The sequence below is a fragment of the Alphaproteobacteria bacterium genome, assembly GCA_041396705.1.
Lineage (GTDB): Bacteria > Pseudomonadota > Alphaproteobacteria > CALKHQ01 > CALKHQ01 > CALKHQ01.
Map to the genome: position 1 here is coordinate 119,364 of JAWKYB010000006.1, position 16,127 is coordinate 135,490.

Consider the following 16,127-nt stretch of genomic DNA (forward strand, 5'->3'; position numbering starts at 1 on the left):
ACACCGGCGGCGACGGCGATGGCAACACGCGCCGCAACACAACGGGAGGGGCTGCCGATGCCGGTGCTGCTGGGTTGTATCGCCGACGATTTCACCGGGGCCACCGACCTCGCCTCGACCCTGGTGGAAGGCGGCATGCGCACCGTGCAACTGATCGACCTGCCCGCGGCGGATACGCCGCCGCCGGCCGATGTCGATGCGGTGGTGATCGCGCTGAAGTCGCGCTCGATCGCCGCCGACGAGGCGGTGCGCCAGTCGCGTGCGGCGCTGCGGTGGCTGCAGCAGGCAGGCGCGCGCCAGTTCTTCTTCAAATACTGCTCGACCTTCGATTCGACCGACGCCGGAAACATCGGGCCGGTGGCCGACGCGCTGCTCGACGACCTCGGCGGCCGCATCACCATCGCCTGCCCGGCATTTCCGGTGAACGGCCGCACCATCTTCTTCGGCCACCTGTTCGTCGGCGACCGGCTGCTGTCGGAGTCCGGCATGCAGAACCATCCGCTGAACCCGATGACCGACCCCGACCTGGTGCGCGTGCTCGGCCGGCAGACCGCGCACAAGGTGGGTCTGGTCGACTTCCGCACGGTCCATGCCGGCGCCGACGCGGTTCGCCAGCGCCTCGACCGGCTGGCGGCCGACGGCTGCCGCCACGCGGTGGTCGATGCCATCGCCAACGCCGACCTGATGGCGATCGGCGCGGCCTGCGCCACGCTGCCGCTGATCACCGGCGGTTCCGGCGTGGCGATGGGCCTGCCGGAGAATTTCCGCCGGGCCGGGCTGCTTGCGGACGCCGGTCAGGCGGACGCGCTGCCGGCAGTCGGCGGCGCCGGCGCCGTGCTGTCGGGCAGCTGCTCGCAGGCGACCCTGCGCCAGATCGCGCGCTTCCAGTCCGGGCATGACAGCTTCCGGGTCGACCCGCTCGCGCTCGCCAAGGGAACCGACGTGGCGATGGAGGCGCTGGAATGGGCCGCCGCCCGCGTCGGCACCGCACCGGTGCTGATCTATGCCAGCGCGGCGCCCGACGCGGTCAGGGCGGTGCAGGACCGGCTCGGACGCGCGGAAGCCGGCGCCCTGGTCGAGCGGGCGATGGCTGCCATCGGCAGGGGACTGGTCGACCGCGGCGTGCGGCGCCTGGTCGTCGCCGGCGGCGAGACCTCCGGCGCGGTGGTCGGGGCGCTGGGCGTCAAGGCCCTGCGCATCGGCCCGGTGATCGACCCCGGCGTGCCGGCCACGGTGGCGCTGGGCGAGCCGCCGGTGGCGCTGGCCCTCAAGTCCGGCAATTTCGGCGGCGACGACTTCTTCGCCAAGGCCCTGGAAATGATGCGATAGGCGGTTCAAGCCGCCGGGCGGAACGCCTCCACGTCGACGGTGCGGGTCGCCACGGCGCCGCGGACGTCGGCGTCGTGAAAGATGCCGACCAGGGCGGCGCCGGCGGCGCGCGCCTCGCCGATCAGCTCGATCACCACGTGCCGGTTGGCCGCGTCGAGTGAGGCGGTCGGCTCGTCGAGCAGCAGGATCGGATAGCGCCGCACGAAGCCGTGGGCGATATTGACCCGCTGCTGCTCGCCGCCGGAAAAGGTGGCCGGTGGCAGCGACCACAGCCGTTCCGGCAGGTTCAGCCTAGCCAGCATCGTGGCGGCGCGCGCACGCGCCTCGGCCGTGTCCACGCCGGCCTGCAGCAGCGGCCCGGCCACCACGTCGATTGCCGGCACCCGCGGGATCACGCGCAGGAACTGGCTGACATAGCCCAGGCTCGCCCGCCGCACGGCGATGATCATGCGCGGCGCGGCGGCGGCCATGTCGACCCAGTCGTCGCCGTGTCGCACGCGGATGCTGCCGGCACTGGCGGCGTAATTGCCGTAGATCGCCCGCATCAGGCTGGACTTGCCCGCACCGGAGGCGCCGGTCAGCACCACGCATTCGCCGCGGTGGACGGTGAGCCCGACATCGGCCAGCACCGGCAGATGCACGCCGCCCTGGTTGTGCAGCGTGAAGGCCTTGGCCAGGCCCTCGATCCGGATCATCGCGGGACCGGGCGCGGTCATGCCTGCAGCACCGAGGACACCAGCAGTTGGGTGTAGGGGTGCTGCGGATCGTCCAGCACCTGGTCGGTGAGGCCGCTCTCGACGATCCGGCCATGCCGCATCACCATCAGCCGGTCGGCGAGCAGGCGCACCACCGCCAGGTCGTGGGTCACGATCAGCACCGCGACGCCCTCGGCCCGCACCAGCACGCGCAGCAGGTCGAGCAGGCGGGCCTGGACCGAGACGTCGAGCCCGCCGGTCGGCTCGTCCATGAACACCAGCCGCGGGCCGGTGACCAGGTTGCGGGCGATCTGCAGGCGCTGCTGCATGCCGCCGGAATAGGTCGCCGGCCGGTCGTCGATGCGATCCTCGTCGATCTCGACCCGGCGCAGCCAGTCGACGGCCGCGGCGCGAATCTGGCCGTAGTGCCGCCAGCCGACGGCCATCAGCCGCTCGCCGACATTGGCCCCGCCGGACACGCCCATGCGCAGGCCGTCGCGCGGGTTCTGGTGGACGAAGCCCCAGTCGGTGCGCAGCAGGCGCCGACGCTCGGGCTCGGGCATCTCCAGGATGTCGACGGGCGCCGCGCCGTCGGTGGCATAGAGCACCTGGCCGGTGTCCGGCACCAGCCGGCCGGACACGCAGTTCAGCACCGTGGTCTTGCCGGACCCCGATTCGCCGACGATGCCGACCACCTCGCCGGGATAGACGTCGAAGCTGCAGTCGCGGCAGGCGGTCAGCGCGCCATAGGTGCGGGTCAGGCCGCGGACCTGCAGCAGCGGCACCTCGGCAGCGACGACCGGCGCAGCGGCGACGGCGCTCACGCCGGGTCCTCCGGCGTGCGCTGCGCCAGCGGGTGACCGGCGAAGGCACCGCGGTGGCCCGCCGCGCGGCGGGTCGCGCAATGATGGCTGTCGGAGCACACGAACATGCTGCCGCCGGCGTCGTCGAGTATCACCTCGTCGAGATAGCTGTCGGCCGCACCGCACAGGCCGCAGACGTCGTCCCAGCGCTGCACCGCGAAGGGATGGTCGGCGAAATCCAGGCTGACCACCTCGGTATGCGGCGGCACCGCGTAGATGCGTTTCTCGCGGCCGGCGCCGAACAGCTGCAGCGCTGCCATATGGTGCATCTTCGGATTGTCGAACTTCGGGGTCGGCGACGGCGCCATCACATAACGGCCGTTGACCAGCACCGGATAGTCGTAGGCCGTGGCGATGTGCCCGTAGCGCGCGATATCCTCGTACAACTTCACGTGCATCAGGCCGTATTCCTGATAGGCGTGCATGGTCCGGGTCTCGGTCTCGCGCGGCTCCAGCTTGCGCAGCGGCTCGGGCAGCGGCACCTGGTAGACGATGATCTGGTCCGGGCCGAGCGTCGCCTCGGGAATGCGATGGCGGGTCTGGATGATGCTGGCCTCCGCCGTCGCCTCGGTGGTGGCCACGCCGGCGACCCGGGCGAAGAAGCGGCGGATGTTGACGGCATTGGTGGTGTCGTCGGCGCCCTGGTCGATCACCTTCAGGGTGTCGTCGGGACCGACGATGCTGGCGGTGACCTGCATGCCGCCGGTGCCCCAGCCGTACGGCACCGGCATCTCGCGGCCGCCGAACGGCACCTGGTAGCCGGGGATCGCCACCGCCTTCAGGATGGCGCGGCGGATCATCCGCTTGGTCTGCTCATCCAGATAGGCGAAGTTGTAGGCGGCCGCGTCCGCCGCCGCGGTCCCGGTCGCGGTCATTCGGCCGCCTCGCTCTGCCGCGCGGCCAGCCATTCGCGGCGCAGGCGGCGGACCAGCTCCAGCTCCGCCTGGAAGTCGACATAGTGCGGCAGCTTCAGGTGCTGGACGAAGCCCGACGCCTCGACGTTGTCGCTGTGATACAGCACGAACTCCTGGTCCTGGGCCGGATATTTGGCTTCCTCGCCCAGTTCGGCGCCGCGCAGCGCCCGGTCGACCAGGGCCATTGCCATCGCCTTGCGCTCGTTGTGGCCGAAGGTCAGGCCGTAGCCGCGGGTAAAGGCCGGCGGCGCCTCCGCCGAGCCCTGGAACTGGTTCACCATCTGGCACTCGGTAACCGTGATCGCGCCGATCTCGATCGGGAAGCCGAGCTCCTCCGGCACGATCTCGACCGCAACCTCGCCCATGCGGATCTCGCCCGCGAACGGATGGTTGCCGCCGAAGCCGCGCTGGGTGGAATAGCCGAGCGCGAGGATGAACCCCTCGTCGCCGCGGGCGAGGTTCTGCAGCCACTGGTCGCGGCCGGCGGGGAATTCCAGCGGGTCGCGGGTCAGGTCGTGCGGCCGCGTCGCCGGATCGTCGGCACCGGCCGGCTCGATCAGGCCCTGGCGGCCGAGGATATCGGCAACGCGCGGCATCGTCGCGTCCACCGGCACCGCGGCGCTGGGCGCCTGCGGCGGACCGGCATCCGCCTCCGCCGCCAGCGCGAAGTCGAGCAGCCGGTGGGTGTAGTCGTAGGTCGGGCCGAGCACCTGCCCGCCGGGCAGGTCCTTGAAGGTGGAGGAGATGCGCCGCCGGATCGCCATGGCGGCGGTATCGACCGGCTCGGCGTCGGCGAAGCGCGGCAGCGTGGTGCGATAGGCCCGCAGCAGGAAGATCGCCTCGACCAGGTCACCCTGCGCCTGCTTGATCGCCAGGGCGGCCAGGTCGGGGTCGTAGAGCGATCCCTCGGCCATCACCCGGTCCACGCCCAGCTGCATCTGCTCGCGGATCTGGGCGACGCCAAGTTCCGGCACGGCGGTGTCGCCGCGTCGCTCCTCGGCGACCAGCGCCTCTGCATTGGCGATCGCCCGCTCGCCGCCCTTGACCGCGACATACATGGCTCAGCCTCCGGCCTGCGGCACGGCGGCCACGCTGCGCGGCAGCCCGAGCAGGGCATCGCCGGCAACCAGCATCGCATCGACGCCGCAGGGAAACAGCCTGTGATTGCGCGCCCAGGCGTCCCAGAACCACGCGGGCAGGCCGCGCGGCGCGATCGCGGTCTCGCCGTCGATGCCCGGCCCGGTCAGCGTCACCGCCGGTCCGCCCTCGAGCGCCGGCAGCGCGATGACCAGCGTGGCCGCGCGGTCGGGATAGCGGTCGTCGCCCGTGGCGAAGCGGTCGAGCGGCGGTATGCTGCGGTCGCCGAAGGCAAAGGCCGCGCCGCCCGGCGCATCGACGATCCGGCAGCCGCAGTGGAAGCGCAGGCTGTCGACCGCCTGCGCCGTGGCAATGCCGTCCTGCAGCCAGACCGGCGTGTCGGCGTCGCACAGCGTCAGCGCCACAGCGTAGGCGGCAGAGGCGAGGCCGGCTGGCGCCGGCAGGCCGGGCGCAGGCCGCACCGTGCAACCGGGCCGCGCCATCGCTTGCAGCAGCGCGCGAAAGGCGCGCTGGGCATCGAAGACCGGGTCCGCGAAGCCGGCTGCCGGCCCCGACGCGATTGCCGCCGCCCCGGTCGCACTCATCGCGGATTCTCCCCGCGCACCATGGTGAAGAAGTCGACCCGGGTCGCCGCCGCCTTGCGCCCGCGCTCGCGGCGCGATTCGGACTGTGCCGCGGCAAGCGGGTCGATCACCTGCGCCATCATCCGGTCGTGGCGGCCGGGGAGCTGCAGCAGCGCGTCGCACAGCGCGGCCAGTTCGGCATGGCGCTTGTCGCGGCCGGCGACATAGGCGACGCCGATGGTGCCGTCGGCCAGCCGCACCGCGCAGCGCGTCACCGTCATCTCGCCGAGGTTGAAGCGTGCGCCGTCGCCGCCGGCGCGCCCGCGCACCATCGCCATGCCGACCTCCGGCCTTCGCAGCCAGTCGTGCGCCGGCGCCGGCGGCAGGCCCTGGCAGGCCCGCTCCAGCGCGTCGCGGCCGGCGTGCGCCAGCACCGCCATCCAGCGCTGCCGGGCAGCCGGCCCCACCGTGCCGACTGTGCGGTCGCGTTCCGTGGACGCCATTCCCGTTACCACTTGTATAGACCTTTCCCGCGCAGGCTTTTTGCCACGCGCGGTTCGGTGCCTCAACGGGTTTGTTGTGAAGTTTTGGTGACGGCCGCCGCGCGGCCGCGGTCAGAAGCCGAACAGGGCCGACAGCGCGGTCGCGCCGCCGGACGACAGCACGGAGTTGAACTGGAACTGGGCAATCTGTTCGCGCGCCTGTTTGGCCTGTTCCAGCTTCAGGGTCTTTTCCGTCGCGGTCAGCTCGATGGTGTTGGCGTCGGCATAGAGCGTGTCGATGGTCCGGTCGAGCTGGCGCGTCCGCGACCGTGCGACCGTCATGTCGGTCTTCAGCGACAGCCGGGTGATGTCGACGCTGTTCAGGGCCGAATCCAGATCGTCGATCGCCGCATTGATCGAATCGGTGTCGTCGAAGTTGTTGTACAGCCAGCTGTGCAGCACGCCGGTACCGCCGCGCACCACCGTGCCGGAAACGGTGCCGCCGCCGTCCACCGTGAAGGTGATGGCGTTGGTATTGCGGTCGAAGCTGTCGACCGTGATGTCGCCGAAGCCGACGTCCTGGTCGAGGGTGTCCGGATAGTTGGAGTATTCGCTGATGTAGGCGCCGCCCAGGTCCGGCACCCATTTCTTCCCGTCGCCGGGATTGATGTAGTAGTCGGCGCCGACATATTCGCCGTGCACCACGCGGCGCGCGCCGAAGGTCGACCCGGTGGCGTAGGAGATCGTGTCGGTCAGCCAGCTGGTGCGATAGACGTCGCCCACCAGGTTGCGCCCGCTTGGCCCGGCCTTGTCGACCAGGTTGTTGAGTTCCTTCACCGCCTTGTCGAAGTCGGCCGCGATGCCGGCGCGCGCATCGGCGTTGGCCGTCAGCGCACTCTTCGCCAGTTCCTTCAGCTTGCCGTACTGGAGATAGACGCCTTCCAGTTCTTCGACGATCGATTCGATCTGGCCGGCGGCGAGTTCCACGTTGGCCTTGCGCATGATCGTGTCTTCGGCGCGCGCGCGCAGAGCCGCGGCGCGGCTGGTGGCCGCGACGGTCTCGTGCTCGTTCTCCTGCCGCGCCCGAAGCTGAGCCTGGGTCTGGGCGCCGACAAAGGTCTGCGCCCGGGTGAACGACAGCAGGCTCGAATTCAGGTCGGCAAAGGTCAGCTGGGTACCCAGCAGCGCGTTGAACATCGTCCTGTCCCATTTGGACGGCCTTTGGGACAGCACAGCATGGCGGGATTAACGCCGGCCTAACGTCGGTACTAACAGGGGGCGAGAATCGAAAACGGCGGCCATGGGCCGCCGTCGGGTCGGTCGTACGGGCCGCAGCCGGCCGCAGACGGAACTAGAAGCCCTCGCGCTCCATCCGCTTGCGGGCCAGCTTGCGCGCGCGGCGCACCGCCTCCGCCTTCTCCCGGGCCCGCCGCTCCGACGGCTTCTCATAGTGCCGGCGCAGCTTCATCTCGCGGAAGACGCCCTCGCGCTGCAGCTTCTTCTTCAGCGCGCGCAGCGCCTGATCGACGTTGTTTTCCCGGACCTGAACCTGCACGTTCCGTCAACCTCCGAAAGAACGAATGCCGGCGCGACGCTTCGCCCTTCGGGCCGCATCCGCCGGAACCTTGCGAAAATGTCATGCGCGCGCTGGGCGACGCTGCGGGGTCATATAGCATCGACGTTGCAAATTGCCTAGCGTTGTCTGACGCTGTCGATCTCTGCCCCCTCCCCGCCGGCCGGCCGGCCGCGCGAGACGTCAGACGAAGGGATGTCCCCATGGCGGCCAGATCGGTCCTACTGCGCGCGGCGGTGCCGCTGCTGGCACTGGCCCTGCTCGCCGGCTGCGGGATTCATGTCCCCGACGGCGTGACCCGGCATATCGACGCGGCCGCCAGCCACGAGTCCTTCACCTACTGCTACGGTCACGGCTGCGGCGATTCGGCGACGGTTCGCTTGACCGAGAGCCAATGGGCGCAGATCGCGGCGTTGTTCGCCGAGCAGGCGGCCGATCCGGCGGAGGAGCGGCGGCGGATCGCGCTGGCAGTCGCGGCGCTGGAGACGATGGCCGGCGCCCAGGCAGGCACCGGCGGCGACCTCGGCGGCACCGGCGGCGGCTGGTTCCGCCGCGGCCAGCTCGACTGCTACGACGAGGCCATCAACACCTCCAACTTCGTCGCCATGATGCAGAACGACGGCCTGTTGCATTTCCACCGGCTGTCGAACCCGCTGCAGCACGGCATCGTCGCCGGCTGGTCCTGGCCGCACGCCACCGCCGTCATCGCCGAGATCGCCGGCCCGTCGACCGGGCTGGAGCGTTCGGTCCGCTACGCCGTCGACAGCTGGTTCCACGACAACGGCGTGCCGCCGGAAGTGGTCGCCGCCACGGCGTGGAAGGCCGGCTGGCAGCCGACGCTGGCACACGGTCGCTGACCGGCGGTCGCGCGGTCGTGACGGCGCCGCCGCGCTACCGCGGCTTCTGGTGTCATCGACGCCACGCTTTAAGCGGAACACGGCTCGACCACCAGCGGCCGCCGCAACGGCCCGGGCGATGAGGGAGAAGCAATGACAAACCTGCGCAATCTGACTGTCCTGCAGGCGGCGGCCGGCGCCTTCGCGATCGGCGTGGCCGCGCTGCCTGCGCTGGCCCAGGACCCGGTTTCGGTGACCGTGCGCTTCGTCCACGCGAACGACGTCGACCGCATGGAAGCGGACCGCGACGGCGCCGGCGGCATCGCCAAGATCGCCGCGGTGCGCGCCATGGCGGAAGCCGCGTTCGGCGACCCGGTGCTGTTCACCTATGGCGGCGACATGATCTCGCCCTCGCTGATGTCGAGCTTCGACAAGGGCGCGCACATGGTCGACCTGTTCAACCAGATCGGCCTGCAATATGCCGCGCTGGGCAACCACGAGTTCGACTTCGGCCCCGACGTGGCGATGCAGCGCATTGCCGAGGCGCAGTACACCATCCTGGCCACCAACGTGCGTTTCAACGGCGGCCCGCTGCCGGGCACGGTCGACACGGCGATGCTCGACTACGGCCCGCTGAAGATCGGCCTGTTCGGCATGACCACGCCCGACACGGTCGAGATCTCCAGCCCCGGGCCCGAGATCACCTTCCTCGACCTCGTCGAGACCGCGAAAACGACCGCGGCGGCCCTGAAGGAGCAGGGCGCCCATATCGTCATCGGCCTCACCCACGACGACATGGACGAGGATCTGGCGGGGCTGCAGGCCAGCGGCGACGTCGACTTCATCCTCGGCGGCCACAACCACGAGATCCAGGCGTTCTACGACGGCGTCAACGGCATGCTGGAATCCACCTCGCAGGGCACCCACGTGGCGATACTCGACCTGCACGTCACGCTGACGCCGCAGGAGGACGGCACCACCCGGGTCGATTGGGTGCCCGAGGTGCAGTTCGTCTCCACCGCCGAGGTCGAGGCGGATGCGACCGCGGCGGCGGCGGTCAAGGTCTACACCGACCAGCTCGACGCCGAACTCAATGTCGACATCGGCACCACCGCGACCGAGCTGGACAGCCGGCGCGCCAGCGTGCGCTCGATGGAGACCGCGATCGGCAACCTGATCGCCGACGCGATGCGTGCGACGACCGGGGCCCAGATCGCCATCACCAATGGCGGCGGCATCCGTGCCGACCGCATCTACGAGCCCGGCACGGTGCTGACCCGCCGCGACATCCTCAGCGAGCTGCCGTTCGGCAACGTCACCGTGCTGCTGGAGATGGATGGCGCCACGGTGCGCGAGGCGCTGGAGAACGGGGTCAGCCGCATCGAGGACGGCGCCGGTCGCTTCCCGCAGGTCTCCGGCATCAGCTTCAAGCTGGACGTAACCGCGCCGGCGGGCCAGCGCGTCAGCGAGGTGATGGTCGGCGACGAGCCGCTGTTCGACAGCAACACCTACACGGTCGCCACCAACGACTACATGGCGGCCGGCGGCGATGGTTACGCAATGTTTACCGGTCAGCGCCAGCTTGTCGACGCGGCGGCGGGCACGCTGATGGCCTCGCAGGTCATCGACTACATTGCCGCGGCCGGCACGGTGGCCGCGGCCGTGGAGGGCCGCATCCGGCAGTAGGCGGAGAGAGCTCGGAATGCGGGTGGCGCGGATAATGTTGGGCATCGGCAGGGCTGGCGGACTGGGCGCGGCTACGGCGATCCTGGTCGGGCTGGCGGCGGCAACCCTGTCGCCGTTGCCCGCCGGCGCCGCCAATCTGGTCTACGGCAACGAGCCGCGCAGCAGCGACCTCGGCCGGTTCACCCGCTGGGTCGACGCGCTGAACAAGCATGTCGCCGACATGACCGCGGCGCCCGCCCGGTGCCAGGCCGGCGACCAGGCCTATTGCTTCCTGGTCAACTACGACAACTACCTGGATGGCCTGCGTTCGGCGACGCCGGGCCAGCAGATCGCCGCGGTCAACCGCTTCGTCAACCAGATCGGCTATGTCGAGGACCGCAACAACTACGGCGTCGCCGACTACTGGGCGTCGCCGCTGGAGTTCTTCCGCAACGCCGGCGACTGCGAGGATTTCGCCATCGCGAAGTACGTCGCCTTTCGCCGGCTGGGCTATTCCGACGACCAGGTCCGCGTCTGGGTGGTGCGCGACCAGCAGCGTGCGGTGGACCACGCCGTGCTGACGGTCGCCACCGGCGGCCGCACCTATCTTCTGGACAGCCTGACCGATCAGGTCCTCGACGCCCAGGAGGTGTCGCGCTACCAGCCGATCTACTCGATCAACGCCAGCGCCTGGTGGCTGCACGACATGGACCTGGCCCGGCAGGTGGTTGCCGCCGGGGCGCGCTGAGCCGCGTCAACCGCCCGTTAATCGTCCGACGGCTAGGTTGGGCGGTCAGCCGGCCGCCCTGCGGCCGCAGCAACGACCGGGAATATGCCGATGGATGCCGTCAGCAGCGCGCTCGCCTCGCGCCAGGAAATCGCCCAGAACGCCCTGAAGCAGGCGGCGACACAGGATCGCACCGCGGTGGCCCTGGTCGACCAGGCGGTCGCCGAGAGCAAGGCAACGCCTACCGGCACGGTAACCCCGACCCGGGGATCGAACCTCAACATCGTCGTATAGAGCCGCTGCACCGGCCCCCGCGACGGTCCGGATCAGTCCAGCAGCTCCAGCACCCGCTCCTTCGGCCGGCACAGCACGGCCTTGCGCCCGGTGTCGACCACCGGCCGTTCCATCAGGATCGGATGGGCGACGATGAAGTCGACCAGCTGGTCGTCGGTCCACTTCGGGTCGTCGAGGCCGAGTTCGTCAAAGGGCGTGCCCTTGCGCCGCAGCAGGTCGCGCGGGCCGATGCCCATTCGCTTCAGCAGCGCGTTCAGCGTCGCCCTGTCCGGCGGCGTCTTCAGATATTCGATGACCCTCGGCGCGATCCCGCGCTCCTCGAGCATCGCCAGCACGTTGCGCGACGTGCCGCATTTCGGGTTGTGGTAGATCGTGAAGGCCATCGCTCCCCTCCTCAGCAGCAGGCGCCCTCGGCCTCCCGCTGCGGCGGGCAGCAGTTGCCGGCGGTGGCCGCGGCCACGTCGATGTCCTCGCCATAGACCGGGCTCTCGCCGACGGTCAAGAACGCCTCCCACGCCACGCCCTGCGGGTCGGTGATCCAGGTCTTCTCCGACCGGGCATAGCAGCAGGTGGTCGCGCCAACGGCGTAGGTCGGCGCAGCCGCGTCGCGCAGCCGGCCATAGACCTCGTGCAGCTCGGCCTCGCTCTCGACCTGGATGCCCAGGTGATCGAGCCCCTTGCGCGCGGCCCGGTCGGAGATGGCGAAGTTCACCCGCGGGTCGTCGAGCATCCACTTGGCATAGTCGGGCTTGCGCACCGTCGGCTCGGCGGCGAACAGGGCCGAATAGAATCGGATCGACCCCTCGATGTCGTCGACCGCGAGGTTGACATGCAGGCGCTTCATGACACGGCTCCTTCGGTTCCGGGTTTGGTTTCGGTTTCGCCCCTTGCCTCGGACGGGGGCGGACAGCACAGCTCCGGCAGGCCCATGCAGCAGTCCTGCATCAGGAAATCGAGCAGGCCGCGGGTCGCCGGATAGTCGACGGCGTAGAACACCCGACGCGCCACCCGCCACGAGCGCAGCAGCCCGGCCTGGACCAGCTGTGCCAGGTGAAAGGACAGGCTGGACGGCGGCACGCCCAGCCGCTCCGACAACACGCCGGCAGGCAGGCCCGACGGGCCCGCCTGCACCAGCAGGCGGAAGGCGGCCATGCGGTGGCCGTGGGCGAGAGCGGCAAGCGCGGCGATGGCATCGTTGTTTTCCATTATTCGATAATTGTCGAATTATCGAATAATGTCAAGCCGAGACGCGTTCTCCGCCGCACACGGCCTTTCGCCACCGGTCGCCAGCGTCTAGGGTCCCGCTCGCGTCGGCGGTTCCCGACGGCCCTCAAGACAGACCGGTCCACGATGAGCGACACCCACGCCGACACGATCCGCAGCGCCGTCGACGAGGAGATCAGACCGATCCTGGCCGGCATCGAGCTCAGCCGGCGCGGCTACCTGCAGCTGACCAAGCTGGTCGCCACCGGTATCTTCGGCTTTTTCGGCGTGATCGCGCTGATCCTTTGGGGTCTGATCTCGATCTGGGTCGCGTTGCCGGTCCTCGGCTTCGCCGCCATTGTCGCCGGCCTGGTCGCCTGGGCGATGGCGCGGATGTACCGCGGCACCACGCTGGCCCAGATCGTGCCGCCGCTGGCCGAGGCGATCGGCGGAATGACCTACCGGCCGATGGCCGAGGGATTCAATGCCGCGGCGGTGATCGACCTCGGCATCCTGCCGTCGAGCCAGGCGGTGGCGGCAGAGCACCTGCTGGAAGGCATGCACCGAGGCACCGGGTTCCGGATGGCGGAACTATCCTGCTACGACCGCGTCGAACAGATCTCGATGGCCACCCGGCGGAAACGCAGCAGGCGGCGGCGCAACTGGCGCGGACTGGTGATCGAGGTCGACGTGCCGGTGCGCTTCGACGGACCGGTGATCCTGGCCCGCGACCGCGGCCTCGCCGGCCGAATCCATGGCGCCGGCCTGCGCCGGGTCGACCTGCCCGATCCAGCCTTCGCACGCATCTTCGAGGTCTACGCGGCCGACACGGACGAGGCCGCGCGCCTGGTCACCCCCGCGCTGGCGCAGAGCCTGGCCGCACTCAGCCAGGCGCGCCCGGGCAAGGCGCTGGCGGCCGCCTTCGCCAGCGGCGTGTTCGTGCTGACCATCCCGCTGCCGCGCGGCTTCCTTGAGCAGGGCTCGCTGTTCCAGCCGGCGCATCGCCTGCTCGACAAGGTGCCGCAGATCGTGCGCGAGCTGACGCTGCCGCACCGGGTGATCGACTATCTGATGGGCGACCGGCCCGGGCCGCTGCTTTAGCCGCTCAGGCCGTCACCGTGCCCGGCTCGCCGTGCAGCCGCCGCCAGGCATTGACGAACCGGCGCGCCCGCCCGGCGACGTCCGCCGGCGACAGGCCGGGCGCGTACAACGCCGAGCCGAGGCCGAAGCCGCTGGCGCCGGCCCGGAGATAGTCGCCCATCGCCTCCGGCGTGATGCCGCCGACCGGCAGCACCGGCACCGCGCGCGGCAGCACGGCCCGCATCGCCTTCAGCACCTGCGGCGGGTTGGCCTCCGCCGGGAACAGCTTCAGCGCGTCGGCGCCGGCGGCAAGGGCGGAAAATGCCTCGGTCGGCGTGGCGAAGCCGGGCACGCAGGTCAGGCCCGCCGCCTTGGCGGCCGCGATCACGGCGGTGTCGGCATGGGGCATCACGATCAGCCGCCCTCCGGCTGCCGCCACCTGGTCGACCTGGTCCGGCCGCAGCACCGTGCCGGCGCCGACCAGCGCGCGGTCGCCGAGCGCACCGGCCAGCGCACGGATGCTGTCCGTGGGCTGCGGCGAGTTGAGCGGCACCTCGATCGCTGCGAAACCTTCGGCCAGCAACGCCTCGCCGATCGCGACCGCCTCGTCGGGCCGGATGCCGCGCAGAATGGCGACCAGGGGCAGGCGGGCCAGGGCGGCGGCGAGATCGGTCATGTCAGCCTGTGACTCCTGCTGCGCGCGCCAGCGCCACCTGGCCGCGTGTCACCACCGGGTCGTCGATGCGTTGGCAGCCCACACCGGCGACCGCCATGGCGGCGCAGTAGCGTTCCGCCAGCGCGGCGCCGCCCACCACGGCGACCACCTCGCCGCCGTCCAGATCGCCGGCCATGGCGGCGACCTCGTGGCCGATCAGCAGGCCGGAGAGATAGGACGCGATCGCATCCGGCGCCAGCCGCCCGAACAGCGCCTCGGACCGTGCGCCGAAGATGTCGTGCAGCACATAGCCGCCGTGCCGCGCCCGATCCGCCCCGTGCCGGAACGCGTCGGCGTCATGGGCCCGGTCGGCCATCAGCCGGCCGAGGATGGTGTGGTCGCTCAGCGCCGCGAACGTCTCGCCGGTCATCACCGTGCGGAACCGGACGATGCGGCCGTCGGCGACCCAGGCCCACTTGCTGTGGGTGCCGGGCAGGCAGAACACGCGGGCCGGGCAGCCGGACTCCACCGCGCCCAGAATCTGCAGTTCCTCGCCCCGCATCACGTCGGCCACGCCGGCCTCGTCGTGAAACGACACGCCGGGCGCGAACACCAGGGTGCGGCCGTCGACGGAGCGGATCTCCGCCGCGGCCGCCACCGCGGCGAAGTCGGCCGGGCAGGCGACATAGCCGGTCTCGACCCAGCCCTGCCGGCTGGTGACCATCCCCGACAGCACCAGCGGCAGCCCTGGCGGCGGCGCCATCGGCAACGCATCCAGCAGCCGCGCCAACGCAGCGGGATAGCCGCCATCCGCCACCTGCATGATGCCCAGCGGCTGCGCGGCCGTCTCTGCCACGATGCTGCCATCCCGGTCGATCAGATAGGCACGTGCGTTCGTCGTGCCCCAGTCGAGCCCGATCACGGCCGGGTCCGTCATTCCGCGTCACCAGTTCATTTGCCAAGCCGGCGGGATGTCGCCGAACATGGCAGCGACCGCCCGCCGACTCAAGGAGAGCGCAATGCCGCAGCCGCGCCGCTTCCCCTGCCCGCGCCCCGCCCTGCCGCTTGCCGCCGTCCTGACCGCGGCCGCCTTGGCGCCGGCATCGGCCGGACCGGCGGATGAGGCCGTGCTGGCTGCCTGCCGCGCCAACGCGGAGGTGCTGGCGGTGCCGCGGGCGGCGGAACTGGGCTGTGCCTGCGCCGTTGACGCGATGGTCGGGCTCAGCGACGAAGAGAAGCAGACCATCGCCGCCGCCGGCTTCACGCCGGAGTCCTTCGGCGCGGTCGCCGATTCCCACCCCGATGTGCTTGCGGCCGTCCGCGGCTGCCTGGCGCCGGACCAGAACTGAAAGGGACTCCAGCATGCAGAAGGTCGTACTGGTCACCGGCGGCAGCCGGGGCATCGGCGCCGCCGTGGCGCAGAAGGCGGCGAAGGCCGGCTGGGCCGTCGCGCTGAACTACAACAGCAGCCCCGCCAAGGCAGACGCCGTCGCGGCGATGATCCGCAGCGAGGGCGGCCGGGTCGAGACGATCCAGGCCGACATGGGCGAGCCCGCGGACGTCGTACGCCTGTTCGAGGAGGTCGACGCCGCCTATGGCCGGCTCGACGCGCTGGTCAACAATGCCGGCATCATCGGCGCGCTGAAGCGGATCGAGGACCAGACCGCCGAGGACCTGGCCCGCACCTGGGCAGTCAACCTGACCGGCTGCTTCCTGGCGGCCGGGCAGGCGGTCAAGCGGATGTCGACGAAGCGCGGCGGCGGCGGCGGGGTCATCGTCAACATCTCGTCGATCGCGGCGCGCACCGGCGGCATGCCGGGCATGGCGCCCTATGCCGCCACCAAGGGCGGGCTCGACGCCTTCACCATCGGCCTGGCCAAGGAGGTCGGCCAGGAAGGCATCCGGGCCGTCTCCGTTCGTCCCGGCCTGATCGACACCGAGATCCACGAGATCTACGGCAAGGGCAACGCCTTCGACACCGCGGCCAAGGCGGTGCCCTATGCCGGGCGCGCCGGCACTGCCGACGAGGTCGCCGACGTCGTGCTGTGGCTGATGTCGGACCAGGCCTCCTACGTCTCCGCCACCACCATCGACGTCTCCGCCGGCCGCTGACCGCGGCCGAAACCGGGACAACGGGATGCAAACCGGCG

At 70.7% G+C, this 16,127-nt stretch carries 21 protein-coding genes; 8 read left to right on the top strand and 13 right to left on the bottom strand.

What is annotated here, in order from left to right; all coding sequences use genetic code 11:
• The first annotated feature begins 57 nt into the window (after nt 1–57).
• A complete protein-coding gene (locus R3F55_10155) occupies nt 58–1,329 on the top strand; it encodes a four-carbon acid sugar kinase family protein (protein ID MEZ5667775.1) in 1,272 nt (423 codons plus the stop codon).
• 5 nt (nt 1,330–1,334) lie between these two features.
• On the opposite strand, the gene phnL is transcribed toward R3F55_10155, so the two are convergent.
• From phnL to rpsU, 8 genes are all read right to left on the bottom strand, one after another.
• The gene (gene phnL / locus R3F55_10160) at nt 1,335–2,045 is read right to left on the bottom strand and encodes a phosphonate C-P lyase system protein PhnL (protein ID MEZ5667776.1); all 711 of its coding nucleotides are present in this window, start codon (nt 2,043–2,045) and stop codon (nt 1,335–1,337) included.
• Nucleotides 2,042–2,848, bottom strand: a complete 807-nt coding sequence (gene phnK / locus R3F55_10165) for a phosphonate C-P lyase system protein PhnK (protein ID MEZ5667777.1) — start codon at nt 2,846–2,848, stop codon at nt 2,042–2,044. The genes phnL and phnK overlap by 4 nt, the downstream gene beginning before the upstream one ends.
• A complete protein-coding gene (locus R3F55_10170; protein ID MEZ5667778.1) occupies nt 2,845–3,762 on the bottom strand; it encodes an alpha-D-ribose 1-methylphosphonate 5-phosphate C-P-lyase PhnJ in 918 nt (305 codons plus the stop codon). Before R3F55_10170 ends, phnK begins: the two co-directional genes overlap by 4 nt.
• A complete protein-coding gene (locus tag R3F55_10175; GenBank protein ID MEZ5667779.1) occupies nt 3,759–4,859 on the bottom strand; it encodes a carbon-phosphorus lyase complex subunit PhnI in 1,101 nt (366 codons plus the stop codon). Before R3F55_10175 ends, R3F55_10170 begins: the two co-directional genes overlap by 4 nt.
• Nucleotides 4,860–4,862: 3 nt before the next feature.
• Complete coding sequence (gene phnH / locus R3F55_10180; protein ID MEZ5667780.1) at nt 4,863–5,483, bottom strand: phosphonate C-P lyase system protein PhnH; 621 nt, start codon at nt 5,481–5,483, stop codon at nt 4,863–4,865.
• Nucleotides 5,480–5,965: a phosphonate C-P lyase system protein PhnG gene (phnG, locus tag R3F55_10185; protein MEZ5667781.1), complete on the bottom strand. Its 486-nt coding sequence runs from the start codon at nt 5,963–5,965 to the stop codon at nt 5,480–5,482. Before phnG ends, phnH begins: the two co-directional genes overlap by 4 nt.
• A gap of 111 nt (nt 5,966–6,076) precedes the next feature.
• Nucleotides 6,077–7,141, bottom strand: coding sequence for a hypothetical protein (locus R3F55_10190; GenBank protein ID MEZ5667782.1), 1,065 nt, complete (start codon nt 7,139–7,141; stop codon nt 6,077–6,079).
• Between the two features lie 154 nt (nt 7,142–7,295).
• Entirely contained in the window at nt 7,296–7,499 is a 204-nt protein-coding gene (rpsU, locus tag R3F55_10195; protein ID MEZ5667783.1) for a 30S ribosomal protein S21, read from the bottom strand.
• Between the two features lie 221 nt (nt 7,500–7,720).
• On the opposite strand from rpsU, the gene R3F55_10200 reads away from it, so the two are divergent.
• The 4 genes from R3F55_10200 to R3F55_10215 all read left to right on the top strand — a co-directional run bounded on the left by R3F55_10200 (nt 7,721) and on the right by R3F55_10215 (nt 11,039).
• Nucleotides 7,721–8,374 (top strand): hypothetical protein, encoded by a 654-nt coding sequence (locus R3F55_10200; protein MEZ5667784.1) that lies wholly within the window; start codon nt 7,721–7,723, stop codon nt 8,372–8,374.
• A gap of 132 nt (nt 8,375–8,506) precedes the next feature.
• Nucleotides 8,507–10,039, top strand: a complete 1,533-nt coding sequence (locus R3F55_10205; GenBank protein ID MEZ5667785.1) for a 5'-nucleotidase C-terminal domain-containing protein — start codon at nt 8,507–8,509, stop codon at nt 10,037–10,039.
• A 34-nt stretch (nt 10,040–10,073) separates the two neighbouring features.
• A complete protein-coding gene (locus R3F55_10210) occupies nt 10,074–10,766 on the top strand; it encodes a transglutaminase-like cysteine peptidase (GenBank protein MEZ5667786.1) in 693 nt (230 codons plus the stop codon).
• Between the two features lie 90 nt (nt 10,767–10,856).
• Complete coding sequence (locus R3F55_10215; GenBank protein ID MEZ5667787.1) at nt 10,857–11,039, top strand: hypothetical protein; 183 nt, start codon at nt 10,857–10,859, stop codon at nt 11,037–11,039.
• Between the two features lie 32 nt (nt 11,040–11,071).
• Here the strand turns inward: R3F55_10215 and arsC are convergent, their stop codons facing one another.
• Genes arsC through R3F55_10230 form a run of 3 tightly spaced genes read right to left on the bottom strand, consistent with a single transcriptional unit; the run spans nt 11,072 to nt 12,245 of the window.
• On the bottom strand, nt 11,072–11,422 hold the full coding sequence (gene arsC / locus R3F55_10220; protein ID MEZ5667788.1) for an arsenate reductase (glutaredoxin): 351 nt from the start codon (nt 11,420–11,422) through the stop codon (nt 11,072–11,074).
• An 11-nt stretch (nt 11,423–11,433) separates the two neighbouring features.
• A complete protein-coding gene (locus R3F55_10225; GenBank protein MEZ5667789.1) occupies nt 11,434–11,883 on the bottom strand; it encodes an ArsI/CadI family heavy metal resistance metalloenzyme in 450 nt (149 codons plus the stop codon).
• Nucleotides 11,880–12,245, bottom strand: coding sequence for a helix-turn-helix domain-containing protein (locus R3F55_10230; GenBank protein MEZ5667790.1), 366 nt, complete (start codon nt 12,243–12,245; stop codon nt 11,880–11,882). The genes R3F55_10225 and R3F55_10230 overlap by 4 nt, the downstream gene beginning before the upstream one ends.
• Before the next feature lie 144 nt (nt 12,246–12,389).
• Here R3F55_10230 and R3F55_10235 point away from each other — a divergent pair, with 144 nt between their 5' ends.
• Nucleotides 12,390–13,343 (top strand): DUF3137 domain-containing protein, encoded by a 954-nt coding sequence (locus R3F55_10235; GenBank protein MEZ5667791.1) that lies wholly within the window; start codon nt 12,390–12,392, stop codon nt 13,341–13,343.
• A gap of 4 nt (nt 13,344–13,347) precedes the next feature.
• On the opposite strand, the gene R3F55_10240 is transcribed toward R3F55_10235, so the two are convergent.
• On the bottom strand, nt 13,348–13,998 hold the full coding sequence (locus R3F55_10240) for a 2-dehydro-3-deoxy-6-phosphogalactonate aldolase (GenBank protein MEZ5667792.1): 651 nt from the start codon (nt 13,996–13,998) through the stop codon (nt 13,348–13,350).
• Between the two features lies 1 nt (nt 13,999).
• Nucleotides 14,000–14,914 (bottom strand): 2-dehydro-3-deoxygalactonokinase, encoded by a 915-nt coding sequence (locus R3F55_10245; protein MEZ5667793.1) that lies wholly within the window; start codon nt 14,912–14,914, stop codon nt 14,000–14,002.
• An 82-nt stretch (nt 14,915–14,996) separates the two neighbouring features.
• Here R3F55_10245 and R3F55_10250 point away from each other — a divergent pair, with 82 nt between their 5' ends.
• Together R3F55_10250 and R3F55_10255 are read left to right on the top strand one after the other, a co-directional pair.
• Entirely contained in the window at nt 14,997–15,326 is a 330-nt protein-coding gene (locus tag R3F55_10250; GenBank protein MEZ5667794.1) for a hypothetical protein, read from the top strand.
• Between the two features lie 13 nt (nt 15,327–15,339).
• Nucleotides 15,340–16,089, top strand: a complete 750-nt coding sequence (locus tag R3F55_10255) for an SDR family oxidoreductase (GenBank protein MEZ5667795.1) — start codon at nt 15,340–15,342, stop codon at nt 16,087–16,089.
• The last annotated feature ends 38 nt before the right edge of the window (nt 16,090–16,127 follow it).